19 protein-coding genes are annotated in these 24537 nt (G+C 61.3%); 18 read left to right on the top strand and 1 reads right to left on the bottom strand.

Annotated elements, in window-relative coordinates; all coding sequences use genetic code 11:
• Positions 1 to 13: 13 nt before the first annotated feature.
• The 6 genes from ACI38B_RS04280 (at position 14) to ACI38B_RS04255 (ending at position 6551) form a co-directional block, all read left to right on the top strand.
• Positions 14 to 826, top strand: a complete 813-nt coding sequence (locus ACI38B_RS04280) for a segregation and condensation protein A (protein WP_439729679.1) — start codon at positions 14 to 16, stop codon at positions 824 to 826.
• Positions 823 to 1506 (top strand): SMC-Scp complex subunit ScpB, encoded by a 684-nt coding sequence (gene scpB / locus ACI38B_RS04275; protein WP_439729666.1) that lies wholly within the window; start codon positions 823 to 825, stop codon positions 1504 to 1506. The genes ACI38B_RS04280 and scpB overlap by 4 nt, the downstream gene beginning before the upstream one ends.
• A gap of 159 nt (positions 1507 to 1665) precedes the next feature.
• Positions 1666 to 3594 carry a translational GTPase TypA gene (gene typA, locus ACI38B_RS04270; protein ID WP_015450206.1) on the top strand — a complete coding sequence of 643 codons (1929 nt, stop codon included), beginning with the start codon at positions 1666 to 1668 and terminating at the stop codon, positions 3592 to 3594.
• Positions 3595 to 3766: 172 nt separating this feature from the next.
• Entirely contained in the window at positions 3767 to 4300 is a 534-nt protein-coding gene (locus tag ACI38B_RS04265) for an alcohol dehydrogenase (RefSeq protein ID WP_439729665.1), read from the top strand.
• Complete coding sequence (locus ACI38B_RS04260; protein ID WP_439729664.1) at positions 4297 to 5346, top strand: prephenate dehydratase; 1050 nt, start codon at positions 4297 to 4299, stop codon at positions 5344 to 5346. Before ACI38B_RS04265 ends, ACI38B_RS04260 begins: the two co-directional genes overlap by 4 nt.
• A gap of 119 nt (positions 5347 to 5465) precedes the next feature.
• Entirely contained in the window at positions 5466 to 6551 is a 1086-nt protein-coding gene (locus ACI38B_RS04255; RefSeq protein WP_439729678.1) for a prephenate dehydrogenase, read from the top strand.
• A gap of 261 nt (positions 6552 to 6812) precedes the next feature.
• On the opposite strand, the gene ACI38B_RS04250 is transcribed toward ACI38B_RS04255, so the two are convergent.
• The gene (locus tag ACI38B_RS04250) at positions 6813 to 7091 is read right to left on the bottom strand and encodes a DUF6725 family protein (protein WP_439729677.1); all 279 of its coding nucleotides are present in this window, start codon (positions 7089 to 7091) and stop codon (positions 6813 to 6815) included.
• A gap of 419 nt (positions 7092 to 7510) precedes the next feature.
• Here ACI38B_RS04250 and ACI38B_RS04245 point away from each other — a divergent pair, with 419 nt between their 5' ends.
• From ACI38B_RS04245 to ACI38B_RS04190, 12 genes are all read left to right on the top strand, one after another.
• On the top strand, positions 7511 to 8551 hold the full coding sequence (locus ACI38B_RS04245) for a tyrosine recombinase XerC (RefSeq protein WP_439729676.1): 1041 nt from the start codon (positions 7511 to 7513) through the stop codon (positions 8549 to 8551).
• Positions 8552 to 9128: 577 nt separating this feature from the next.
• Complete coding sequence (locus ACI38B_RS04240) at positions 9129 to 10766, top strand: peptide ABC transporter substrate-binding protein (protein ID WP_439729663.1); 1638 nt, start codon at positions 9129 to 9131, stop codon at positions 10764 to 10766.
• A 310-nt stretch (positions 10767 to 11076) separates the two neighbouring features.
• On the top strand, positions 11077 to 12003 hold the full coding sequence (locus ACI38B_RS04235) for an ABC transporter permease (protein ID WP_033505218.1): 927 nt from the start codon (positions 11077 to 11079) through the stop codon (positions 12001 to 12003).
• Positions 12004 to 12022: 19 nt separating this feature from the next.
• The gene (locus ACI38B_RS04230; protein WP_033505221.1) at positions 12023 to 12991 is read left to right on the top strand and encodes an ABC transporter permease; all 969 of its coding nucleotides are present in this window, start codon (positions 12023 to 12025) and stop codon (positions 12989 to 12991) included.
• A 13-nt stretch (positions 12992 to 13004) separates the two neighbouring features.
• Positions 13005 to 15038 (top strand): dipeptide ABC transporter ATP-binding protein, encoded by a 2034-nt coding sequence (locus tag ACI38B_RS04225; protein ID WP_439729662.1) that lies wholly within the window; start codon positions 13005 to 13007, stop codon positions 15036 to 15038.
• Between the two features lie 188 nt (positions 15039 to 15226).
• Positions 15227 to 16087 (top strand): exodeoxyribonuclease III, encoded by an 861-nt coding sequence (locus ACI38B_RS04220; protein WP_439729661.1) that lies wholly within the window; start codon positions 15227 to 15229, stop codon positions 16085 to 16087.
• Positions 16088 to 16217: 130 nt separating this feature from the next.
• Positions 16218 to 17162 carry a DUF3710 domain-containing protein gene (locus ACI38B_RS04215; RefSeq protein ID WP_439729660.1) on the top strand — a complete coding sequence of 315 codons (945 nt, stop codon included), beginning with the start codon at positions 16218 to 16220 and terminating at the stop codon, positions 17160 to 17162.
• 8 nt (positions 17163 to 17170) lie between these two features.
• The gene (locus tag ACI38B_RS04210) at positions 17171 to 17923 is read left to right on the top strand and encodes a DUF3159 domain-containing protein (RefSeq protein WP_439729659.1); all 753 of its coding nucleotides are present in this window, start codon (positions 17171 to 17173) and stop codon (positions 17921 to 17923) included.
• 242 nt (positions 17924 to 18165) lie between these two features.
• The gene (locus ACI38B_RS04205) at positions 18166 to 19464 is read left to right on the top strand and encodes a class I SAM-dependent RNA methyltransferase (RefSeq protein WP_439729658.1); all 1299 of its coding nucleotides are present in this window, start codon (positions 18166 to 18168) and stop codon (positions 19462 to 19464) included.
• Positions 19465 to 20741: 1277 nt separating this feature from the next.
• Positions 20742 to 21341 carry a hypothetical protein gene (locus ACI38B_RS04200; protein WP_300744872.1) on the top strand — a complete coding sequence of 200 codons (600 nt, stop codon included), beginning with the start codon at positions 20742 to 20744 and terminating at the stop codon, positions 21339 to 21341.
• 147 nt (positions 21342 to 21488) lie between these two features.
• Positions 21489 to 22553, top strand: a complete 1065-nt coding sequence (locus ACI38B_RS04195) for a YeiH family protein (protein ID WP_439729657.1) — start codon at positions 21489 to 21491, stop codon at positions 22551 to 22553.
• A 221-nt stretch (positions 22554 to 22774) separates the two neighbouring features.
• A partial coding sequence (locus ACI38B_RS04190) for an oleate hydratase (protein ID WP_439729656.1) occupies positions 22775 to 24537 on the top strand: 1763 nt, incomplete at its 3' end.

Below are 24537 nucleotides of genomic sequence, written 5' to 3'. Positions count from 1 at the left end.
CGGTACGCCGGCCATGACGGCCATGGCGGACATACCTGCCGCGGACGGTTTCTCCGTCAATCTGGACAACTACGCCGGACCGTTCGACGTGCTGTTAGGCATGATCGCCAACAGGCGCCTCGAACTGACCGAAGTGTCCCTGTCTGCCATCACGGAAGAATTTCTTGCATACGTGCGCACGCTCGACACCGAGCGCAATATGGATGAGGCGAGTGCGTTCCTCGATGTGGCGTCCGTGCTCATCGAAGCGAAAAGCGCCGCCTTGCTGCCGCATGACGAAGACGGCACCCGGGATGAACGCAGCATGGAGGCGTTGCGGGAACGCGATCTTCTGTTTGCTAGGCTCCTGCAATACCATGCGTTCAAACAGGCGGCGTCTGATTTCCGCGTCCGGATGGATGACAACGCGCGCCACGCCCACCCCGGCAATGCCGACCCTGCTTTCGCCGCGATGCTGCCGCAACTGGTGTGGACACTCACTCCGCAGGAGCTTGCGGGAATCGCTGCGGCGGCATTGACGAACGCGCCGTTGGAACATGTCGCGACGCATCAATTGCATGTGCCGTTGGTTGATTTGCGGGAGCAATCAGCGTTGGTCCGCGATCGCCTGCGCTCCTTGCCCGCCGGCGAGGGCATGGCGTTCTCCAAGCTGTGCGAGGACGCGCACGGCACGCTTGAAGTGGTTGCGCGGTTTTTCGCCATCCTCGTGTTTTTTAAGCAGGGAGCCGTGCAATACCGCCAGTCCGGGCCGTTCGAACCGTTGTTCGTCAGGTGGATGCCGGGCCGCCAGAACGCCGAATTGGTTGGCGAGAAGGATATGTCATGATGCAAGACGAGACGAAGCATGAGACGCGAACCACGGATAGTCCGGGAATCCAGGATGGTCTGGACAAGCTCCAGCAGGCCTGGCAGGTCGAAGACTTCCCGGGTGGCTTGCCGGCGTGCCTGGAAGCGGTGCTGATGGTCGCGGACGGGCCACAACAGGAGCGGGACCTGGCGCATGTGTTGCATTGTGACCTTAGGGATGTCCACGACGCGCTCGAATCGCTCCAACGCGAATACGATGGGGACCCCGATCACGGCATTGCCCCGCGAGGCTTTGCCTTGCGCAACAGCGCTCGCGGATGGCAGTATGTCAGCCGCAGCGAATTCGAGCCGGTTGTCGGCGCGTTCGTTACCGACGGGCAGACTTCGCGCCTGTCGCAGGCGGCGCTCGAGGCGCTCGCCATCATCGCGTACAAGCAGCCGATGACTCGCGCCCAGGTCGCCTCCATCAGAGGCGTCAATTCCGACGGCGTGATCCGATCGCTGACCGTGCGAGGACTGGTGCAGGAACACGGCGCCGACCCTCAGACGCACGCCGCACTGCTGGAAACGACCGGGTTGTTCCTCGAATATATGGGTCTCGATTCGTTGGACGACTTGCCGTCGTTGGCCCCGTTCCTACCTGCCGACGCAGGGCAAGTGGTCCGGGAGGCGGCGGGGGAGCAGCTTGGCGCGTTGTAGCCCGTCGCCGCGGCCGGCCTGTGCGCTTCGCGGACAGCCGATTCAACCTGTCGTGGTCCGCCGGTAATCTTGTGACGGTTTATGTGTAAGCGGTAGGTGGGTGATTCCCGCATCCGAGAGTGATACGTAGACAAATCATGCAATTAAGAGAGGTAATTGATGGCAGTTCGCGGTGATATCCGTAATGTGGCAATCGTAGCGCACGTCGATCACGGCAAGACCACCTTGGTCAACGCCATGCTCCAGCAGTCCCACGTCTTCAATGAACGTGAGGAAGTCCCGGACCGCGTCATGGATTCCAACGATCTGGAACGCGAGAAGGGCATCACCATCCTCGCTAAGAACACGGCGGTCAAGTACACCGGCCCGCTTGCCGCGAAGTACGGTGAGCCCGACGGCATCACCATCAACGTGATTGATACCCCCGGCCACGCCGATTTCGGCGGCGAGGTCGAACGCGGCATCTCCATGGTTGACGGCGTGGTGCTGCTCGTCGATGCATCCGAAGGCCCGTTGCCGCAGACCCGTTTCGTGCTGCGCAAGGCGCTCGAGGCGAAGCTGCCGGTCATCCTGTGCATCAACAAGACCGACCGTCCGGACGCCCGCATCTCCGAAGTCGTCAGCGAATCAACCGATTTGCTGCTCGGCCTGGCTCAGGACGTCATGGAAGAGGGCGTCGACCTTGATCTCGACTCCCTGCTTGATCTGCCGGTTATTTACTGCGCCGCAAAGGTCGGCTACGCTTCCGCCGACCAGCCCGCCGACGGCGCCCTGCCGGACAACGACAACCTCGAACCGCTGTTCGAGTCGATTATCGCCAACATCCCCGCCCCGCAGTACGAGGAGGGCGCACCGCTGCAGGCCCATGTCGCAAATATCGACTCCTCCGACTTCCTCGGACGTCTCGGCCTCGTGCGCGTGTACAACGGCCTGCTCGAGAAGGGCAAGACCTACGGCCTGTCCCGCGTGGACGGCTCGATTGAGAACTTCCGCGTTTCCGAACTGCTGCGCACGCAAGGTCTGGACCGCATCCCGGTGGAATCCGCAGGCCCCGGCGACATCGTCGCTGTCGCCGGCGTGAGCGACATCATGATCGGCGAAACCATCGTCGACCCGAACGACCCGCGTCCGTTGCCGCTCATCCATGTCGACGATCCGGCGATTTCCATGACCTTCGGCGTCAACGATTCCCCGCTGGCTGGCCGCGAAGGCAAGGATCACAAGCTTACCGCCCGTATGATCAAGGATCGTCTCGACCGCGAGCTCATCGGCAACGTGTCCATCAAGGTGCTGCCGACCGACCGTCCTGACGCGTGGGAGGTCCAGGGTCGTGGTGAACTCGCCCTGGCCGTCCTCGCCGAGGAGATGCGTCGCGAAGGTTACGAGCTGACCGTCGGCCGCCCGCAGGTGGTCACCAAGATGATCGACGGCAAGATCAACGAGCCGATGGAGAACACCACCATCGACGTGCCTGAGGAGTACATGGGTACGGTCACGCAGCTGCTGGCCGACCGCAAGGGCCGTATGGATTCGATGACCAACCACGGTTCCGGCTGGGTGCGTCTGGAATTCACCGTGCCGTCCCGTGGCCTGATTGGCTTCCGCACCGCACTGCTGTCCGCCACGCGCGGCACCGGCATCGCGAGCTCCATCTCTGCTGGCTACGCCCCGTGGGCTGGTGAGATCGTGACCCGCCAGAACGGCTCCATGGTTTCCGATCGCGCCGGTGTCGCCACCCCGTACGCCATGCAGCGTCTGCAGGCCCGCGGCCAGTTCTTCGTCGAGCCGCAGTCCCCGGTCTACGAAGGCCAGGTCGTCGGCATCAACAACAAGCCTGACGAGCTCGATGTCAACATCACGCTGGCCAAGCATATGACCAATATGCGTTCTTCCACCGCCGACGTGCTCGAAACGCTCACCCCGCCAATCAAGATGAGCCTCGAGGAATCGCTTGATTTCGCGAACGAGGACGAATGCGTCGAGGTGACGCCGGAAGCCATCCGCGTGCGCAAGATTATCCTCAGCCGCGACGAATGGTACAAGTGGCGCGCCAAGCAGCGTCGCCAGAACAACGCGGCAGCCAAGTAAGGCATGACACCGTCATCGCGTTCTTGATGCGCGAAGACGATTGACGGTCTGACGCCGTCTGCACCCGGCATGGTCTGGGTGCAGACGGCGTCGTCGTTTTAGAGGTGTTGTCGTAAGACGCAAGCGTGGAAGAAGCGGGGCGTTTTTCGCGGCGGGAAGGCATACTGGATATATGACTTCTTCACCAGCTTCGGGGCGCGACCTGCCGTGGTCGCATCGCCAGTCCTATCCGACACGGATGACCATTTCGCTGCTCGCCGGCGCCGCGGTCGGCATGATCGGCACGCTTGCGCATCGGCTGGGCGCGTCCTCGAATATCCCGTACGGCCTGGTTCTCGCATTGCTTGTGATCGTGCTGTCGGCGTGGTGTGCACGGTCACGCGCCGGCGCGCTGGGGCTGGGAGTCCATGTGGCGGCGTCCTCGATTGTCGCGTGGGGACTTGCGGTGGCTCCACGCGGTTCGGGCGCATTGGCGCCGGTGGGGTTCGGGGACCCTTCGGCGGTACCGTTCTGGAGCGAGCATGTCGGCATGATATGGCTGTACGGCATGATCGTGGTGCAGGTCATCCTGCTGTTCCTGCCAAAACGATGGTTCCGTATCACCGTGGATGACGACATCCGGCCGGCAGCACACGCGGCGGCTGCAAGCGGCACCGCCGATGGCACAGACGCCGGCAACACCGCGCAAGACAGGGAAGTCCAATGAGTCAAGACGCCACCGACAACACTGTTTGCGACGGCAATCGCGCCTTTGATGCTGCGAGTCGTCGCCAGACGCTCCCGTTGTATTATCTGGGCCCGCAAGGCTCCTTCACCCATCAGGCGGCGGTGTGCGCAAGCCGGATGCTTGCACCGCTGTCGGAAAACATCACGCCGATGCCGGAAAGCACCATCCCCAAGGTCATGGCGCATGTGCGCGACGGCGAGGGGTGGGGTGTCATCGCGTGGGAAAACAACGTCGAAGGATATGTGGTCCCGAATCTCGATATGATGATCGACGCGGATGACGTTGTCGGCTTTGCCCATGTCGGCGTCGATGTCGTGTTCGACGCGTTTGTGCCACAGGGGAGCGTGGAACGTGGCGTCGCGCTCCGTGAAGCGACCGCGCACCCGCACGGATTGGCACAATGCCAGCGGTTTATCGCCCGGCATCATCTCACGCTCATGCCGGCCACGTCGAACGCGGCCGCCTGCCGGGACGTGCGTGACGGCCAAGTGGCGCTCGGCCCATCGATTTGCGGCGAATTATACCATTTGGACACGCTGGAACGCCATGTGCAGGATTATCACGGCGCTCGAACCGAGTTCCTTGTTCTCGCACGCCGGGATGATGTGCCCTCGCTGATGGCACAAGCCAAGGCGGACGGCAACAGCGAGTTCGAAACGATTATCGCGTTCATCCCGTTGAGCACAGGACCTGGCGTGTTGGCGAATCTCCTGGACGTGTTACGTGACGCCGGACTGAATATGACCAGCTTCATCTCCCGCCCGATTAAGGGACATGCGGGGACTTACAGTTTCGTCGCTGCCGTGGATGCGGCACCGTGGCAACCGCATTTCCGCAGTGTGCTGACCGAGGTTGTCGAACATGGCGACTGGGTGAAGACCCTGGCGGTCTACCCGCGCAGAGAGCGCCCGAATCCGCCGGTCAACGAATGGATGCTGCCGCAAGGGGGAGTATGCTTCGACCCCCAATCCATCCCAGAGGCTTGGGATGGCAGTGTCTACGCCGCAAGGGAGTTGCTGTGGTGAGTGATGATTCCACATGGCGGTTCGCAGGCGGTCATGCAGATGGCCTTACAGGCTCGGCGCTCGCCGCGACCGATACGGCGAATGCAGCAGGCTCGACGAACGCGACAGACTCGACAAGCATGACGAACACGGCAGAACGAGGACGGGAAACGGATACGATGACAGACAAGACGGGCATGACAATCGGCATTGTCGGATTGGGCCTGATCGGCGGCTCCCTGGCGCGCCATCTGGCGGACAACGGGCATCGGGTGATTGCGTGGAACCACCGCCCTCACCCGTATGAACAGGCCAGACGGGACGGCATCGTATGCGTGGACTCGCTCGAGGAACTCGCTGGGCATTCAGGTGCGCGCCCCGATCTCATTGTATTGTGCAATCCGCTGAAAGCCATGCCACAGATGCTCTCGAAGCTTGCCCCGGTCATCGACCGCACGGCGACCACCCTGACCGATGTCGGCAGCGTGAAAGCCTTGGTACGGCAGCAAGTCGTCGCCGCAGGCCTGGGGGACTGCTATGTGGGCGCCCATCCGATGACTGGAACCGAGCGTTCCGGCTTCGAGGCTTCCGATCCAAGCCTGTTCGACCATGCCTTGTGGGCAATCACTGTGGACGAATCGACCGATTACCGGCGTTTCCTTGTGGTAGCGCGCATGATTACCGAGGGGTGCGCCAACCGGTGCATCGTCATCGACGATGGCACGCATGATCGCGCGGCGGCGCTAATCTCCCACATGCCACATGTGGTGGCCACGGCGCTGATTAACGAGCTGACGGACAATCCCGACCGCAATATCGCCGCAGCCCTCGCTGCCGGGTCGTGGCGTGACATGACTCGAGTGGCGTTGACTGATCCGCAACGTACCCGCGCCATGGTCGATGAGGATGCTGAGAATGTCGAAACGCTGTTGCGGCATATGGCCGATCGCCTCGTCGCGGTCGCCGACGCGTTGCACGACGGGGACGACCGGCAGATCGGCGAGTTTTTCGCCCACGGCCAGCCGTTCCGCGACTACAAGGCGGCGTGCCTGTGCGCGAATACTCAGGAGGAACCACCGGTGACAATGGACATGCCGCTCAATTCCGCCACGTGGCGTGACCAACTGTTGGAATCGGCACGTCGCGGCGAGCAGGTGACGGGGTGGCGTTCGGATGCCGTCGCGGTGGTCGAGCGCCGCCCGGCGGTGGTGCCCGCTGTGCGCTAGCGAGCCCGTGGCATCTGCCTGCCGGATCATGCGAACATCCGCGGGAGGGCCTGCGGTTTCAAAGGCGTGTGGTTTTGTGCGTTCGGTTTCGTGTTTTTGGTTTCGGCGGCCGGTAGTTTCACGTCATCGGTTTCATATCCCGGTTTCGACCGCCTCGATGGCTGAGTTGGCCGGGCGCGGCCACGCCGGGTGTTGAGTATTGGGAGAAGTCGTCTGATTGCGCGATTCGCATCTGAACTCCCGATTTGCGCGCGGTCGCCCCTAGTCCTTGTCGGATGCCTTTCGACGTGCCGCTGTGCCGGGGCGTTCCGGAACCGGCTTGAGCCGCACAATGCTATCGGCCTCGATGCTGACCTGCTGTTCGGGGCGAGACCCGTTGGCGGCGGCGTCGCGGATCATCTTCAGGGTGGTTCCGTTCCACTGCTGCACATGTCCGACGAAATCCCGATACGTCATTCTGCCGGTATTCGGGTCCGTACCCGCCTTCGTACGGACGACGATGCGGGCCCCAGACGGAATCACACGCGGAAGCCTCGGGATCTCGTTCTGACCGACGGCACCGGACAAGTCCCGCAGCTCGCGCTTCGCGGGTGGAACGTCGGTGTTCCCCGCGGTGTTGTGCGGTTCGGGTTGTGGAACGATGAACATGGTCTCCTCGCTTGCTGGGTTCCGCGGCAGACGGGCCTAAGGTCAATCGCCGCGGGATATGCGGACATGCGGATATTCGGACATGCCGCCGTGCCCATCTTATGGCCGATTGTGCATCGTCATATGACCGTGGCTACGTACTATGGCAACTATCATGGACGAACAAGGATAAGCGGACGAGCGCTGACGAGCAAGGACAGACAGACGGAGGGAAGGCGCGGATGGAACGGGAACGACACAAACCGGGCGCTCGCCGGTCAGGTGGCGCGGCAGATGGCCGGGCTGGCGGCAAGGGGGAGTCCTCGTCGCAGATGGAGCAGCTTGTTGGAGCTCAAATCGAGGCAGTTATCGACGAGTTTCTCCACGATCTTCACGTCAATCGCGCCGCCAGCGATAATACGCTGAAAGCGTATCGCGTCGATGTGCTGGACTGCCTTTCCACCATGAATATCGACGACCTGAAAGCGCTCGACCGGGTCAATGCGGACGATTTGCGGGCGTGGATGTCTAGCGAAAGTGCCCGCGGATATGCGCGTTCCAGCATGGCACGCAGGACTGTGGCGGTCCGTGGCTTTTTCCGTTGGGCGCAGGATCAAGGACTGATCGGCAGCGACCCCGCGGCTATGCTCATGACCCCGAAAATCCCTTCCGTGCTTCCGGCGGTATTGACCGAAGCGCAGGCGAAAACGCTGATGGATGATGCGGATGCGCACACGGCACGGGGGAGTGCAGGGGCGGCGCGACAGGAACACCAGCAGGGACCTCAGCAAGAACAGCGTCGATCGGAACACGACGGGCAACAGGCGGAACGCCAACGGCGCCAGACCGGCGATTCGCCTGCGGACCGTGCAATCGCCGTTCGCGACGCTGCGATGATGGAGCTGCTCTATGCGACGGGCATCCGTGTCGGGGAACTTGTTGGCATCGACATTGGCGACATCGATTTCGCCCAGCGAACCGTTCGCGTCACCGGCAAAGGGGACAAGCAGCGTGTCGTTCCGTTCGGAGCGCCGGCGGCGCGTGCTCTGGACCAGTGGCTGCAAGCCGGACGCCCCGCGCTTGCAGGCGATTGCTCTGGGGAGGCGTTGTTCCTTGGTCGTCGCGGCGGCCGGATTGACCAGCGAATCGTCCGGCAGGTCGTACATGGCGAGGCTCGCAAGGCTGGCGTTCCGGACATCAGTCCGCACGCCTTGCGGCACAGCGCTGCGACCCATATGCTCGACGGCGGCGCCGACTTGCGTGAAGTGCAGGAGATGCTCGGGCACGCCTCGTTGCGTACCACCCAGCGGTATACCCACGTTTCGATGGAACAGCTCAAGCAACGCTACCGGCAGGCTTTCCCGCGCGCCTGAATGCGGCGATGCGGCGGCGGCCCGGCGCGCCTTGACCGGACAAACCGGCACCGAATCGAGAACGCATGCCGAAAACCGATTCAGTCCGCAAGAGCACTCGCCGTTATCCAAGTTGCGAGCCGGTGCGACCGGTCCAGGAGCATATTGCAACGACGGGCGAACGATGTTTTTCCTGCGTCAAATCTATATCGGCGAACAACAAGTCACACGCGGAGCACCCGATCGGTGTGTCCCCGCGCGCCCGCAGTCTTGTCGCACGTTGTGCGCGGAACGAGAAGAAAATTTACCGACTCGTAACAATGGTTGCGAAAACATCGGCGGGTCACGTCGAGTGGCAAGTATCCGGCATACCCTAGGCGCCCTTGGGAATTCTTGTCTTGCAAGGCCTTGGACGCCGCCGCGATTGAACGCCTGATGCGTGAGGCGTTGCGGATGGCAACGAAAACATCATCTTGCGTCTTGTCCCACAGAGGGGTAAGAATTGACGATGTTCAGCAACGAGGTTGGGGCGAGAGCTCGAACCTCGTTGTTTTTTGGGATTCGTCCCAAAATCAAACACACACAGGAGAAAACACATATGAAGAAGAAAGCAATTGCGCTGATCGCGGCGGCATGCTCGCTCGCGATGGCGCTCGGCGGCTGCGGCTCGTCGTCATCTTCGACTTCCGGTTCGTCCAACGGCGGCAAGGTCATCATCACCGCGTTCGGTTCCGAACCGCAGAACCCGCTCGTCCCGGGCAACACCAACGAAACCGGCGGCGGCCGCCCGATCGAACTGCTGTTCGCCCGCCTGGTGAGCTTCGACAACAAGGGCAACGCGAAGAACGAAGTCGCCCAGTCCATCAAGCCGAATTCCGACTCCAGCGAATACACCATCACCCTCAAGAAGGGCTGGAAGTTCACGGACGGCACCCCGGTGACCGCCGAATCCTTCACCAAGGCGTGGAGCTACACCGCGAACGCGAAGAACGCCCAGAAGTGCGCGTCCTTCTTCTCCACCATCAAGGGCTATGACGACCTGCAGAAGGACGGCCTGAAGGGCGACGAGCAGCTCTCCGGCCTCAAGGTCGTTGACGACTACACCTTCACCGTCACCATGAACCAGCCTGACGCCACCTTCCCGGTCAAGGTCGGTTACGAGGGCTTCTCCCCGCTGCCGGAATCCTTCTACAAGGACCCGAAGGCCTTCGGCGAGAAGCCGGTCGGCAACGGCCCGTACAAGTTCTCCAGCTGGGATCACAACAAGCAGATCGTGCTGGTCAAGAACCCCGACTACAAGGGCAACGTCAAGGTCAACAATGACGGCGTGACCTTCAAGATCTACACTTCTACCGATTCCGCCTACGCCGACGTGCAGTCCGGCAACCTCGACGTCATGGACTCCGTCCCGTCCACCGCGACCAAGACCTTCCAGTCCGATTCCAGCATCGTGGCGTACAACAAGGCAGGCTCCGTGAGCCAGACCTTCACCATCCCGTCCGATCTTGATCACTTCAAGACCAACACCGAGGAAGGCGTCCTGCGTCGCCAGGCCATCTCCATGGCAATCAACCGCAAGACCATCGTCGACAAGGTGCTCGGCGGCGTCGGCACCCCTGCCAAGGAATTCACCTCCCCGATGACCCCGGGCTACTCGGACTCGCTCAAGGGCGAGAGCAACCTGGAGTACAACCCGAAGAAGGCCAAGGAGCTGTGGGCCAAGGCCGATGCCATCTCCAAGTATGACGGCACCCTCACCTTCTCCTACAACGCCGACGGCGGCTCCAAGGCTATCTGGGACGCTGTGGTCAACCAGCTGAAGAACAACCTGGGCATCAAGGCCGCCACCAACCCGGTTCCGACCTTCCAGGAGTTCCGCACCGACGTGTCCAACCGCTCCATCAAGGGCGCGTTCCGCACCGGTTGGCAGCCTGATTACCCGTCCCCGGAGAACTACCTGTATCAGCTGTACGACTCCGCTGCGGCCGACAACCAGGGCTCCAACGATGGCGACTACAAGAACCCGGCTTTCGACAAGCTCATGGACCAGGCGTATGCCGCGACCAGCACCGAAGCCGCGAACAAGATCTACCAGCAGGCACAGGAAATCCTGCTCAACGATCTGCCGGCCATCCCGCTGTACTACGGCAACGCGTACGGCGCTGCTGCCCAAGGCGTGAAGAACTTCACGATGAACTGGCAGAACCAGCCGGTCTATTCGGAGCTGTCCAAGTGACGGCACGCCGATAGGCGTCTGATATACCGCGAGGGCGCATGACATGAATCCATGTCATGCGCCCTCGTCGTGTCAAACCCATCATTATCCGAAAAAGCAATGTTTCCACGCTGTTAACGTCCGGTATACGGAAACGGTCGCCACGGCGTCCCGAATGCCCCGCAGCACAGGGCGAGCGAGGTTTCAGACCTTGTACAGGTGACGCAGGGGCAGAGGTGGGGTAGACTATCGTAAGTATTTTATGGCCGCAGTGCCGCCATGCCCGACAGGGCCCGGTGCGAACGGCCGAAGAGCAATAAGGAGCAACCCAATGGGCAAATATCTTCTGCGACGCATTCTGCAGATGATTCCCGTGGTCCTTGGCACGACCCTCCTGGTTTATGCTCTTGTCTTCGCGCTGCCGGGCGACCCGGTGAAAGCCATGTTCGGGGACAAGCCGGTCAACCAGGCGGTCGCGGCCCAGATCCGCGCCGAATACAACCTTGACAAGCCGTTCATCATCCAGTACCTGCTGTTCCTCAAGAACGCGCTGACCCTTGATTTCGGCAACACCTTCGCCGGCCAGCCGGTTATCGACGAAATCGGCCGCGCCTTCCCCGTGACCATCAGGCTCGCGTTGATGGCCTTCGTGTTCGAAGCGGTTTTCGGCATCATCTTCGGCATCATCTCCGGCCTCAACAAGGGACGTTGGGGCGACACCGTGATCCTGATCATCTCCCTGCTGCTCATCTCCGTGCCGACCTTCGTCACCGGCTTCATCATGCAGTATCTCGTCGGCGTCAAGTGGAGGTTGCTGCCTGTCACTGCCGGCAACGATCCGGGCTTCGTCGACCTGATCATGCCGGCCATCGTGCTCGGCTCGGTGTCCATGGCCTATATCATCAGGCTCACCCGCGGCGAGATCTCCTCGAATATGAACGAGGACTACGTGCGTACCGCCCGTGCCAAGGGCATGGGTCGCCGTCAGGTGTTCATGCGCCACGTTCTGCGCAACTCGCTGATTCCCGTGGTCACCTATCTCGGCCAGGATCTCGGAGCGCTCATGGGCGGCGCGATGATCTCCGAAACCATCTTCAACGTGCACGGCATCGGATACCTCACCTATCAGAGCATCCTCAAGGGCGAAAGCAATATGGTCGTTTCCATCGTCACTCTGCTGACCCTGATCTTCGTCGTCACCAACCTCATCGTCGACCTGCTGTACGCGGCGCTTGACCCGCGCATCCGGTACGCGTGAGAGGAAGGAAGGGATAATCATGGCAGAACCATCACGCAATGACACCGCCCGCGTATTGCCCGGACAGGAACGATTCGTCGCACCGATTGATGAAACCCCTCTCCAGGCGGTCGACTCGATTGACGAGTCCGCGCCGGCGGCCAGCATGTGGGCCGACGCATGGCGTACGCTGCGTCGCAACCCGATGTTCATCATCTCCGCGATTCTCATTATCTTCGTCGTGTTCGTCGCCCTCTTCCCGGGCGTGCTCACCAAGCAGAACCCGAACTACTGCAACCTCGACAACTCCCTCGAGCCCGCCAAAGCAGGTCACCCCTTCGGCTTCGACCTGCAAGGTTGCGACGTGTACACCCGCACCATCTACGGAACGCGCACCTCGCTGAGCGTCGGCCTGCTGTCCACGATCTTCGTGGTGGTGATCGGCGCGTTCATCGGCGCACTTGCCGGCTTCTTCGGAGGCTGGGTTGACGCGGTGCTCAGCCGCCTGACCGATATCTTCCTCGCGCTGCCGATTCTGCTCGGCGCCATCGTCGTGCTGCAGATGTTCAAGACCAGCACTTCGATTTGGAAGCTGGTGCTCGTCATTACGCTCTTCGGCTGGGTGTCCACCGCGCGTATCGCCCGAGGTGCGGTCATGGAGGCAAAGAATCTCGAATTCAACACCGCCTCCACTGCCTTGGGTTCAACGCCGTGGCGCAATCTGATCCGGCATATCATCCCCAATTCGCTGGCCCCGATCATCGTCATCGGCACCACGTCCCTCGGCTCCTACATCGTGCTTGAGGCGACGTTGAGCTTCCTCGGTGTCGGCCTGCCGACCACCACGGTCAGCTGGGGCGGTGATATCTCCAGCGCGCAATCCGTGCTGCGGACCAACCCCTCCGTCCTGTTCTATCCGTCGGCCGCGCTGGCGATCACCGTGCTGGCCTTCATCATGATGGGCGACGCCGTCAAGGACGCGCTCGATCCGAAGAGCCGTACGGCCTGACAAGGAGCATGTGATGACTGAGAACACCAATACCAATGCGAAGGCCGAGGCCGCACAGCGGCTCGAGGCGATGCAGCGTGAACAGGGCCCGCTGCTGGAAGTACAGCATCTGAAGGTCGATTTCACTGACGACAACGGGCACGATGTCCACGCCGTGCGCGATGCCTCGTTCAACGTCTACCCCGGACAGTGGGTGGCGATTGTGGGCGAATCTGGCTCCGGCAAATCCACGTCCGCTATGGCGGTTCTGGGTCTGCTCCCGGGCACCGGTCATGTGGTCGGTGGCTCCATCAAGCTCGAAGGCCAGGAGATTTCCGCCCTCAAGGGCAAGGAGTATGACCAGCTGCGCGGCAGCAAGATGGGCCTGGTTCCGCAGGACCCGATGAGCAACCTCAACCCGGTGTGGCGCATCGGCACCCAGGTCAAGGAAGCGCTTGTCGCCAACCATATGGACATCTCGCATGAGAAGCGGTCCAAGCTTGCGAAAGCGCTTGCAGGCGATGAAGTCAACGTCAAAAGCGAAGACGACGAGACCTTCATCGGATCTGAAGAGCGTCCGGCTTTGCTTGCAGCAGCCAAGCAGGCGCTCACCGAGATCGGCATGAGCGGCAAGAAGCTTGACAATGCGATGGAGTTCTTCACTGAAGAATGGACGCCGGGCTCCGAGACCCGTTGGCGCGTGGCCGACGACCTCATCAAGGCCGGCGTGAACGACGACAAAGCCTGGCAGATCGCCAAGGAGCATGTCACCGGTTCGAATATGAACGACCGTATCGCCGGCCTGCTTGACGAAGCCGGCCTGCCGGACGCTGCGACGCGTGCACGTCAGTATCCGCACGAGTTCTCCGGCGGCATGCGCCAACGCGCGCTGATCGCCATCGGACTGGCCTGCCGTCCTGACCTGCTGATCGCCGACGAGCCGACGTCCGCACTCGACGTGACCGTCCAGAAGCGCATCCTCGACCATTTGCAGACGCTCACCGATTCACTGGGCACCGCAGTGCTGTTCATCACGCATGATCTGGGCTTGGCGGCGGAACGCGCGCAGCATATCGTCGTGATGTACAAGGGACAGGTCGTCGAATCCGGCCCGTCACTCGAAGTGCTGCAGCACCCGATGCACCCGTATACCAAGCGGCTGGTGGCGGCGGCTCCGTCGCTCGCCTCGCAGCGCATCATCTCCGCGAAGGAACACGGTCAGAATGCGGATGCACTGCTTGAGCACCAGGTCAAGGGCGAACAGACGCTGGAGAAGAGCGAACACATCATCACTGTTGAGCATCTGACGAAGGAATTCAAGCTTCCGCGCAAGAAAGAGATGTTCAAGGCGGTGGATGACGTGTCCTTCTCCGTCAAGCGCGGTACGACGCTCGCCATCGTGGGTGAATCCGGCTCCGGCAAGTCAACGGTGGCGAACATGGTTCTGCGCCTGCTTGAGCCCACGTCGGGCAAGGTCTTCTACGAAGGCAAGAACATTGCGGACTTCGGCAAGGCCGAGCTGCTGGACTTCCGTCGGCATGTCCAGCCGGTCTTCCAGAACCCGTATGGTTCGCTCGACCCGATGTACTCGATTTACCGGTCCATCGAGGAGCCGTTGCGCATCCACCATATCGGCGACAAGAAGAGCCGCGCGAAGCGCGTGCGCGAACTGCTCGATATGGTCGAACTTCCTGAATCCGTGATGACCCGGTATCCGAACGAACTGTCCGGTGGTCAGCGTCAGCGCATCGCCATCGCACGCGCCATGGCGCTCGACCCGGATGTCATCATCTGCGACGAGGCCGTGTCTGCGCTCGACGTGCTGGTGCAGGACCAGGTGCTTCATCTGCTCAACGATTTGCAGGCGGAACGTGGGTTGAGCTACCTGTTCATCACGCATGATCTCGCGGTGGTCCGCCAGATCGCCGACGAGGTGGTTGTGATGCAGCACGGCAAGCTGGTCGAACACGCGACAACCGACGAGGTATTCGACCACCCGCAGCAGCAGTACACGCGCGACCTGCTCGACGCGATTCCGGGAGGCAAGCTCAAGCTCGGTCTCGACTGATTCGCGGCCTGTTGCTCTAAGCGGAGCCATCCCATAACCGTCTACCGACGCTAGGACCCCCTCAGTGTCGGTAGACGGTTTTTCTGTTTCTGCCGACGCTGGGATGGCCGTAAGCGTAGCCAGTTTGTACAGATGGGCGCTGGAAAGCGCATGACGGCTCGTAGGGGAGCGCTGCTAGGCTCGGAGCCATGAGCATTGTGATCACGACATCGAATGTCAACGGCCTGCGCGCGGCGAACCGCAAGGGCATCATGCATTGGGTGCAAGAACATACGCCTGACGTATGGTGCATGCAAGAGGTCCGCGCCCCCCAGAAGGAAATCGACCCGATTTTCAACAAGATTGCCGATACCTACGTGGATTCAGGCAAAGTCGCCGATCCCGCCAATCTGCATACCATGGACGAAGTTTGCCGAATCAAAGGCCGTGCCGGCGTCGGTCTGCTGTCCGCGCTGCCGGTGGTCGCCACCCGGTATGGCCTGCCCGGGCTTGAGGAAGACGTGGATTCCGGACGCTGGATTGAGGCGGATGTCCGCACCCCGCAAGGCTACGAAATCACGGTCGTATGCGTGTACGTGCATTCCGGCGATGTCGACGATCCGAACAAGATGCACCAGAAATTCCGTTTCCTCGACACTATGCTCACCCGTATGGGGCAGCTGCGCGACGAGGCGGCGCACGGCGGCAAACAGGCGGTGCTGTGCGGCGATTTCAACATCGCACACACACCGCTCGACATCAAGAATGCGAAGGCGAATGTGACCCACTCCGGCTTCCTGCCTGAGGAGCGCGCTTATATCGACAAATGGCTCGGTGAGTACGAGTTCGTCGACGTGATGCGCGAGCTCGCCGGCGATATCCAAGGGCCGTACACGTGGTGGAGCCAGCGCGGCAGGGCGTTCGACAACAACACCGGTTGGCGCCTGGACTACCAGTTCGCCACGCCGGAGCTTGCACAGACAGCACGCGGATTCACCATCGACAAGGCGCCCACCTATGACGCCCGTTGGTCCGACCATGCGCCACTGAGCATCACGTACGACGTGTGAACAGCAGTTGTCGTCCCTGAGACCTGCCGATGCAAGCTTCAGCTGCGCGAACGCACGACATCGCATTCACAGCTGGCTTTCATCTGCGGTGTTATTCTTGGGACTGTCATATCCGTAGAAACGAGGAGCTATGGGATTGTTCGGATTCGGCAAGAAGAAGCATCACGACGCTGACGCCGCGCGCGACAAGGACGCGAAGAAAGCACGCCAGAACGCGGTTGATGCCAACGGCAGCGAGGCGTCCGCGGCTGACGACAACGAAGCGAAACAGTCGGAAGTCGCCGCACAGGCCAAGGAACAGAACGCATCCCAGGATGCCGAAGTGACTGCGGAACCCGATCAGCCTGAGGCTGCCGAGGAGCAGGCGGACTATCCCACCGAGGCGAGCGAAGAGTATGAAGGCCGCGGCGAGGACTGGGGCCCGTGGGATGTGAACGACGAATACGTCCCCGACTATGACGAGTACCTCGACCTTGGTGCCTACTACATTCCGTTCATGAAGGGCATCGAGCTGCGTATCAAAGCCGCCCGTGCGAACAAGGCGGTGCTGGGCGCCACCATTACCTACGGCACGTCAAGCTTGGAAGTCGAGGCGTTCGCCGCGCCGAAGACGCTGGGATTGTGGGACGACGTGCGCGCTGACCTGTTGGATTCCAAGAGCGATGTTGCCAAGGAAGTGCCGGGCGTATTCGGCATGGAGCTTATTCTGCCGGTCCCGATCAAGGAAGGCAAGATGGTGACCACCCGCATCGTGGGTGTGGACGGCCCGCGTTGGATGCTGCGTGGTATTTTCTCCGGCAAAGCCGCGACCGATCCGGATGACGAGGAGACCCAGGCACTGAACCGCTTCTTCTCGCAAATCGTCGTGGAACGCGGTGAGGAGCCGCTTGCTCCGCGCGACCTGATTCCAATGCATGCGCCGGTCACTCCGGGTGAGCGCAGGGCAGCGGCTGAGCAAGCGCAGCAGGCGAATGCCGAGATTCCGCAGCGCCCGAAGGGTCCGTTCGACTCCGATCAGCAAGTAGAGCAGAAGACCACCTTGTCCCGTGGCCCGATGTTCTCCGAAGTGCGTTGAGCGGCGCGATGCCGGATTCGGCCCAGAACCGCAAACCGCATACAGGTGTCGCCGCCCTCACCCAAGCGGGGGACGGCGATTTCTCCGTCATCGAGGCGATTGGCGGCCCGCGTGGCGTCGTGGAATCGATGCTGCCGGGCTTCGTCTTCGTCGTGATGTTTGTCGTCACGTCCGATTTGCGCCTGACGGTGATGGTATCCGCGATACTCGCCGTGGTGCAGGTTCTGGCCCGGCTTGTCCAACGCCAGTCGGTCATGGGCGCGCTGAGCGGGTTGGTATCGGTCGCCATCTGCCTGGTATGGGCGTGGCACAGCCATGAGGCGCGTAACTACTACATGTTCGGCTTCATCACGAACGCCGTGTATATCGTGCTGCTGGGCATCTCGTTGATCGCACGGGTACCGGGGCTTGGGCTCGTGGTCGAATTCATCCGGTCGTTGCCCACCGAGCATTTCCATGATTGGTTCCGCGGTTGGATGGACGACAAACCACTCAAACGCGCGTATATGACGATAACCGCGCTGTGGGTGGGTGTGTTCGCGCTCCGTCTGCTTGTGCAAGTTCCGTTGTATCTGTCCGACCAGGTGGCGTGGCTCGGTACCGCCCGCTTGCTGATGGGCATCCCGTTTTGGGCGTTGGCAATCTGGGTGTCGTATTTGATTGTCGCCACGCCGATGCACCGGCATCGCGAGCTGGAACGTGAGGCGCAACAGGATGCCGCAGACGGGGATTCCCGGCACAAGGACACGGCCGATTGCTGATGGTGTCGTTGCCCGCATCGTGCTGTACGGGGTGGTATCGTCGGGCAGGACTTGCCGAGTAGGATTCACATGGCGGATGGTGTGCAGACAGTGCGCATCATCCGCCATTGTCGTTATTCAGGCAACGGGTTGTGCTACCTTGTTGCACCAGTGAGTTGCGGCCGGCATGCCGATGCCTTGGCCGCTTGGCGGGCCGGCGCGCGTGAGCATTCGGCCGTTGGCAGGCAGGAAAGTGACGGAATATGCAGGCACAAGTGCGCATCGAACGGTATGCCGATCAGGGACGCTGCGTCGGCCATATTGATGGTCGTGTGGTCTTCGTCAGGTTCGCGCTCCCCGGTGAGCTCGTGCGTATCGAGCTTGACGAGCCGTATGATCGTGACGACCGGTTCTGGACGGGCGAAGTCGTGGAAGTGATTGAGGCCAGTCCTGACCGTGTCGAACCCGTGTGGCCGTTGGCCGGGCCGCTGGCGCAGGGCGGTGGCGTCGGGGGAGCGGATTTGGTGCATGTGAGTCTGCCTGGCCAGCTCGCGTGGAAGTCCGCCGTCATCACCGACCAGATGCATCGGATGGGACATATCGAGTGCGATCCGGTTCCGGTCGAGCGCGCTGACGGTGATGCGGAACTTGGCGGGTTGAACTGGCGCACGCGCATCGAGATGATCGCGGACGAGGCTGGCATGCCGTCCATGCGTCGGCGCGGTTCGCATGTGCGGGTTCCGATCAATACCATGCCGCTCGCCTCGCGGGCATTGCTCGCGGTTGCGAACGAGGAACACGTGTGGGACGGCGGTTTTGAACCTGGCTCGCAAATCAGGCTGTCGGTGCCCGAACCGCGCGACATCGATACCACGCATGCCGATTCGCAGGCGTTGCTCAAGGCGGTCGGCAACAATTACGCGGTGCTGGTTGACGGCGAGTTGCGCTCCGGTTCCAAGCATCTGCGTGAATCCGTAAGCGTTGCCGGCGGGACCTTCGACTATCGCGTGGATGCCAACGGTTTCTGGCAGGTACACCGCATGGCTCCGGTGATGCTCGCCAACCATGTGATGGATTTGGTCCGTAAGGCGCTTGACGGCCGCAAGCAGGCCGTATTGTGGGACTTGTACTCAGGCTCGGGCCTGTTCACGATGCCGTTGAGCATGCTTGCCGCCGAGCGTACGCGCATGCTCAGCATTGAAGGCGGGCGTACCGCCGTGCGCAACGCCCAATACAACTTGAGGCGTTGCCGGATCAGTTCCGTGGATGCCCGTGTTGGCGATGTCCGCCGCACGCTGCAACACGTCCCCAGCGACCTGGCTCAGCCGGATGTCGTCGTCCTGGATCCGCCGCGTGCGGGGGCGAGGGCCGCTGTATGCCGTCAAATCGCCGAAAGCGGCGCGAAATCGGTTATCTACATCGCGTGCGACCCGACAAGCCTCGCACGCGATACCGCGACGATGGTGGGCGAACTCGGCTATCGTCTCGCCGACATCCACGCCTATGACATCTACCCGATGACCCACCATGTTGAGACGGTGGCGTTGTTCACGCGGGGGTGAGATCCGTACGGTGAAAGCCCTTGACTTCAGGGCGTTTCCGGTCATTCGGGATTTTGAGGTGCTGTATGAAGGCGCCATGCGAAGTGCTGACTTGAATAATCAAGATCTGCGCGAATGAGTATGAACTCGTTGTTGAAGCCGGGTCGATACGTTCCAGTGTGGCGATGGCACGGACGGGAGGTTTGCAGGGGGCGCCCGCCCGCTCTTGTCGACGACGATTGTCATGACGGATTCGAACTCCATGTGTGCGCTGCTAAGTAGAGGTGGACTGGTTACGGTTTCATTGTGCGATTTCCGGTTCAGTCCGTGGATCTGAGCAGATGAGTGGCCGGTGCGCCGGCGACCGGCCTTCGAGGCGTTGGCGGATTGTTGATATTCCGCGGGTTTGTTGTGTGATTGGAGTCGTGGGATGCACCACTACCGATGTTGATGTTGACTGGATCGGTTTTCGGGTTTCGTCTTCCAATTTGGTCCGTGATTCTGGTGTCCGGAGCGACAGGTCTGACGGCAGCGGATTGCGATGATGCGCCCTGACCATTGAAATTCCGGGGGTTCGTGGTGATTCCGCGGCTGACGGTCCGGCGTCGGCGGGTGCGGGCGTGGACTGGTTGTGATTTCGCCGTGCGATTTCCGGTTCAGTCTGTGGATCTGAGCAGATGAGTGGCCGGTGCGCCGATGTCAAGTCTTTGATGCGCCGGACGCTGATCTTCGAGATAGTGGGAATCCCCGGAATCCCGCGGTTTTGCAGTGTTGCCATGGTCGGCGGCCCGGCTCGGCCCGTTGCTGCCCGTTGTTGTCAAGAACTGATTCCTATTCCGCCCGGTGTTTTCCGATTTAGTGCAGCGAGGTACGGTCGTCCGAAAAATCCCATCCTCCCTCTCTAACCGTCTCGCGGACCCGCCGATCAAACCATTCAGATTGAACGACGTGACTGTCCATAAAAGGTGAAAACGCCCTACAAATCAACACGGTCGTTCTCCCTATGTGTCAATGAATGACTCGGCCGCTTGCCAATGGGGGACGAGCGTGTTGAACGCAAGTCAAGTCGACGACCGATTCGATACCGGGTATGGTGTGAGAGAGGCTTCATTCCGGAAATCTGGTGAGAGGGAAGATGACGGATAATTGGTCAAGGCGCAATACGAAGAGGTGGCCGATAAGCAAGCTGTCTGGTGGGAAACGAAGTATTTCGGGAATACGCTGCATCCGCGGAATTGGTAGCTCGCTCCGGACAATTATTGGCTACATCTCGATGACCTCAGGCTAGGATGGACCGTATGACAAGGAACAGGGCTGCGGCGTGCATGGCCGCTATCTGCGCGATGGCGATGGGCGTCGCGCTCGCAGGCTGCACACCGAAAGGCGTCGCCGTGGGAGCGTCGCATGACGACACGCAGAATGTGGCGCACGACAGCATCGATCGGCAGGATGTCACGGTCGGTGTGGTCGGTGCATTGGGCAATCCGCCGGTGTCCGATGCCACGGTCATGAACAATCTTGACAAGGCGGGATTACGCGCGTTCTTCGCTTCCACGACCGATAATGCCGACGCGACGCAGGCGGCGCAGCAGGCGGTCCGGGATTGGGCGTCGCAGCGGGTTTCGGTGATTGTCGTCAACTCACTCGACGTCACGGACGCCACTGCACAATCGTGGGCCGATGCCTTGGGCTCCGCGCGCGATGCCGGAGTGCCCGTCGCCCTGCTTGACCCAGAGAATCCGCCGCAGGACACCACGTTGTACGCAGCGGTGCTGCGTATGGGCACTGATCCGGCAGATAGTGACCGCAATGTCGGTTCGTCGACGTATAAGCTGGATGCCGCGCTGTCGCTGATCATCAATGACAATCCTCATCCTGCCACCATGCGTATCAGCTGATTCGCGCAGGCAGTTACGCAGCGGGCGCGGGGAGCGCTGTCTGAGTGTCGCGAGGTGTGAGGCTCGTACAATAGTATCGGAAAATCCGATACCAGACATTGAAGACACGCATTTGATTGATACGTCGCTGTCAGACAAGATGGCTTCATGACAAGAATCAAGACATTCCTCAAAGCCATCTGCACCACCGATATGCTGCTTGTCGCGCTCGTGACCTGCGCGGCATCCGTCGTTGGGTCATTGCTGGCCGGCCTGCCGGCGTTCAGCCTGTTCGGCGCACTCATCATCGCACTGATCATCGGCATGCTTCTGCAAATCCCGATGCGCGCATGGTTCGCCGGATCCGGCGCCCGGCATGCGCAAGGCATCGGCGGCGCAGCGGGGCTCATCGCCAACAAGCTGCTGCGGCTGGGCATCATCCTGCTCGGCTTCAAACTCAATCTCGACGTGCTGTTCGCAACCGGCGTCAAAACCATTGTCATTGCGGCGATTATTGTCACGCTCACCATCACTGTCACGTACGTCATCGCCAGAAAACTCGGCGTCGACGAGCATCTCGCAATCCTCACCGCAGGCGGGACCGGTATTTGCGGTGCCGCTGCGGTCATGGGCCTGTCCGGATCCATCACCATGCCAAAGGATGAGGGACAGCGCGGACGGGATGACGAGGTCATGGCGGTGGCGACTGTCGCCATCATGGGTACGGTATTCGCGCTTGCGCAAATCGCGTTGCGCCCGGTCCTCGGGTTGACCGACGCGCAATTCGGTACGATGGGCGGCGCCTCGCTCCACGAGATCGCCCACGCGGTCGCGGTCGGCGGTTCGGCGGGTGATGCCGGTATGAATGCGGCGATTATCATGAAACTCTCCCGGGTGCTGATGCTCGCCCCGGCGGCCCTGATCATCGGCGCATGGTGGGCCCGCAGGCATGCCCAACCCGGTGACGGCCCACGCAAGGTGCCGATTCCGTGGTTCATGCTCGGCTTCCTCATCGCATCGGTCGCCGGTACTTACCTGCCGTTCGTCGCGCAGTTCACGGATATCCTCGTCAAAGCCGCCTATCTGGTGCTTGGCATGGCGATGGCGGCCCTCGGCATGAACGTCGATTTCAAGGCGATTGCGAGCCGCGGCCGCATGGCGGTGCTCGCCAGCTTCCTCGCCTCGATTCTGCTGGCGGGTGGCGCGTTCTTTGCGGCGAAGCTGCTGTTCTGATTGAGAAGCGCGGGATGTGCGGCACACGCATATCCCGTGCGATTCCTATATGACGTGCTGTCCTAAGGGGGCATGCAATTGGACATGTTTCCGCCGATTGTCGATGGTTCTTCCCTCGAACCGATCCTATAATGGTGTTCGCCTCGACGTTGAGGCCCGGTGTTGCGAAGACGCCAAGCCTGCACAAGACCGGCGGACGAAATGACGGCAAAGGAGTCATCATGTACTACTCGGCTGGAAACTATGAAGCCTTCGCGACCCCGGAGAAGCCTGAAGGCATCGACGACAAGTACGCGTATATCGTTGGGTCCGGTCTTGCCGGCCTGTCTGCGGCATGCTACCTGATCCGCGACGCCCAGATGCCCGGTGACCATATCACGGTCTTCGAATCCCTGCCGGTGGCAGGCGGCTCTTGCGACGGCATCTACGATGCGACACGCGGCTACATCATGCGCGGCGGCCGTGAGATGGACAACCATTTCGAGGTCATGTGGGACCTGTTCCGTTCCATCCCGTCCATCCAGAACCCCGGTGAGACAATCTTCTCCGAATACTACAAGCTCAACAAGCACGACCCGAACTTCTCCCTGTGCCGCGTTACCGAAAAGCAAGGCCAGGACGCGCACACTGACAAGAAGTACGGGATGAACCCGAAGGCCACGCAGGAACTGCTGCACCTGTTCATGGCCACGGACGAGGAGCTCGCCGACAAGACCATCGATGACGTATTCGACGACGATTTCTACAAGACGAACTTCTGGGTGTACTGGCAGACGATGTTCGCGTTCGAGAAATGGCACAGCGCCATCGAGATGAAGCGCTATATGCAGCGTTACATCCATCACATCGACGGATTGCCTGATTTGTCCGCACTGCGCTTCACCCGCTATAACCAGTATGATTCCATGATCCGCCCGATGGTCAAGTACATCACGGACGCCGGGGCTAAGGTGCTGTACGACACGAATGTGACCAACGTGGTGTGCGAGGTGACGCGCAGCCGCAAAGCGGCCCGCCGTATCGAATACACGCAGGGCGGCGAAGCCAAGAGCATCGACCTGACCGACAACGACCTCGTGTTCGTCACCAACGGCTCGCAGGGCGATTGCACCGCGTACGGCGACCAGACGCATGCGCCGGTCGTATCCATCAAGAACGGCGAAGGGCCGTCGGTCGAACTGTGGAAGAGGATCGCCGCCCAATCCCCGGATTTCGGACACCCTGAGAAGTTCTTCAAGGACATCGAGGAAACCAGCTGGGAGTCGTGGACGGTCGACACGTCCAACAAGGAAGTACTCGACGCAATCGAAGCGATCTGCCACCGCGATCCGCTGTCCGGCAAGATCGTGACCGGCGGCATCGTGACCGCCAGGGATTCGAGCTGGCTGCTGTCGTGGACCATCAACCGGCAAGGCCAGTTCCCCGATCAGCCGTCCGACCACTGCCTAATCTGGGTGTACGGCCTCAACTGCTGGCATGATAACGGCGATTTCGTCAAGAAGCCGATGGCGCAATGCACCGGCGAAGAACTGTGCGAGGAATGGCTGTACCACATCGGCATTCCGCAGGACAGGATCAAGCAGTTGGCGAGCGAGGCATGCAATACGACCGCCGCGATGATGCCGTATGTGACGAGCTTCTTCGAACCGCGTCGCGACGGGGACCGGCCGAAGGTCGTGCCCGACGGCTCCGTGAATCTCGCCTTCGTCGGCCAGTACGCCGAAACGCCGCGCGACACCGTGTTCACCACGGAGTATTCGATCCGCACCGGCATGGAAGCGGTGTACACGCTGTGCAATGTCGACCGTGGCGTGCCGGAAGTGTGGGGCAGTGTCTTCGACGTGCGTGACCTGCTGACCGCGACGGTCAAACTGGCCGACGGCAAGAAACTCACCGAAATGGACCTGCCGCTCAAAGATCGTCTCGCCCTGCGTGAACTGCTCAAGAAGGTGCAGGGCACCGAGGTCGAGAAGCTGCTCAAGGC

Source organism: Bifidobacterium sp., assembly GCF_051876855.1.
Classification (GTDB): domain Bacteria; phylum Actinomycetota; class Actinomycetes; order Actinomycetales; family Bifidobacteriaceae; genus Bifidobacterium.
Note: the sequence above shows the minus strand (reverse complement) of the source record. Positions and strands in the feature narration are given on the sequence as shown.

What these genes read in the sequence shown, in the direction of transcription:
- ACI38B_RS04255 (WP_439729678.1), top strand. Translation starts at nt 5,466, where the DNA reads ATGACGAACACGGCAGAACGAGGACGGGAAACGGATACGATGACAGAC.
- ACI38B_RS04235 (WP_033505218.1), top strand. Translation starts at nt 11,077, where the DNA reads ATGGGCAAATATCTTCTGCGACGCATTCTGCAGATGATTCCCGTGGTC.
- ACI38B_RS04280 (WP_439729679.1), top strand. Translation starts at nt 14, where the DNA reads ATGACGGCCATGGCGGACATACCTGCCGCGGACGGTTTCTCCGTCAAT.
- ACI38B_RS04265 (WP_439729665.1), top strand. Translation starts at nt 3,767, where the DNA reads ATGACTTCTTCACCAGCTTCGGGGCGCGACCTGCCGTGGTCGCATCGC.
- ACI38B_RS04205 (WP_439729658.1), top strand. Translation starts at nt 18,166, where the DNA reads ATGCAGGCACAAGTGCGCATCGAACGGTATGCCGATCAGGGACGCTGC.
- ACI38B_RS04240 (WP_439729663.1), top strand. Translation starts at nt 9,129, where the DNA reads ATGAAGAAGAAAGCAATTGCGCTGATCGCGGCGGCATGCTCGCTCGCG.
- ACI38B_RS04225 (WP_439729662.1), top strand. Translation starts at nt 13,005, where the DNA reads ATGACTGAGAACACCAATACCAATGCGAAGGCCGAGGCCGCACAGCGG.
- ACI38B_RS04210 (WP_439729659.1), top strand. Translation starts at nt 17,171, where the DNA reads ATGCCGGATTCGGCCCAGAACCGCAAACCGCATACAGGTGTCGCCGCC.
- ACI38B_RS04230 (WP_033505221.1), top strand. Translation starts at nt 12,023, where the DNA reads ATGGCAGAACCATCACGCAATGACACCGCCCGCGTATTGCCCGGACAG.
- ACI38B_RS04260 (WP_439729664.1), top strand. Translation starts at nt 4,297, where the DNA reads ATGAGTCAAGACGCCACCGACAACACTGTTTGCGACGGCAATCGCGCC.
- scpB (WP_439729666.1), top strand. Translation starts at nt 823, where the DNA reads ATGATGCAAGACGAGACGAAGCATGAGACGCGAACCACGGATAGTCCG.
- ACI38B_RS04220 (WP_439729661.1), top strand. Translation starts at nt 15,227, where the DNA reads ATGAGCATTGTGATCACGACATCGAATGTCAACGGCCTGCGCGCGGCG.
- ACI38B_RS04195 (WP_439729657.1), top strand. Translation starts at nt 21,489, where the DNA reads ATGACAAGAATCAAGACATTCCTCAAAGCCATCTGCACCACCGATATG.
- typA (WP_015450206.1), top strand. Translation starts at nt 1,666, where the DNA reads ATGGCAGTTCGCGGTGATATCCGTAATGTGGCAATCGTAGCGCACGTC.
- ACI38B_RS04215 (WP_439729660.1), top strand. Translation starts at nt 16,218, where the DNA reads ATGGGATTGTTCGGATTCGGCAAGAAGAAGCATCACGACGCTGACGCC.
- ACI38B_RS04245 (WP_439729676.1), top strand. Translation starts at nt 7,511, where the DNA reads ATGGAGCAGCTTGTTGGAGCTCAAATCGAGGCAGTTATCGACGAGTTT.
- ACI38B_RS04200 (WP_300744872.1), top strand. Translation starts at nt 20,742, where the DNA reads ATGACAAGGAACAGGGCTGCGGCGTGCATGGCCGCTATCTGCGCGATG.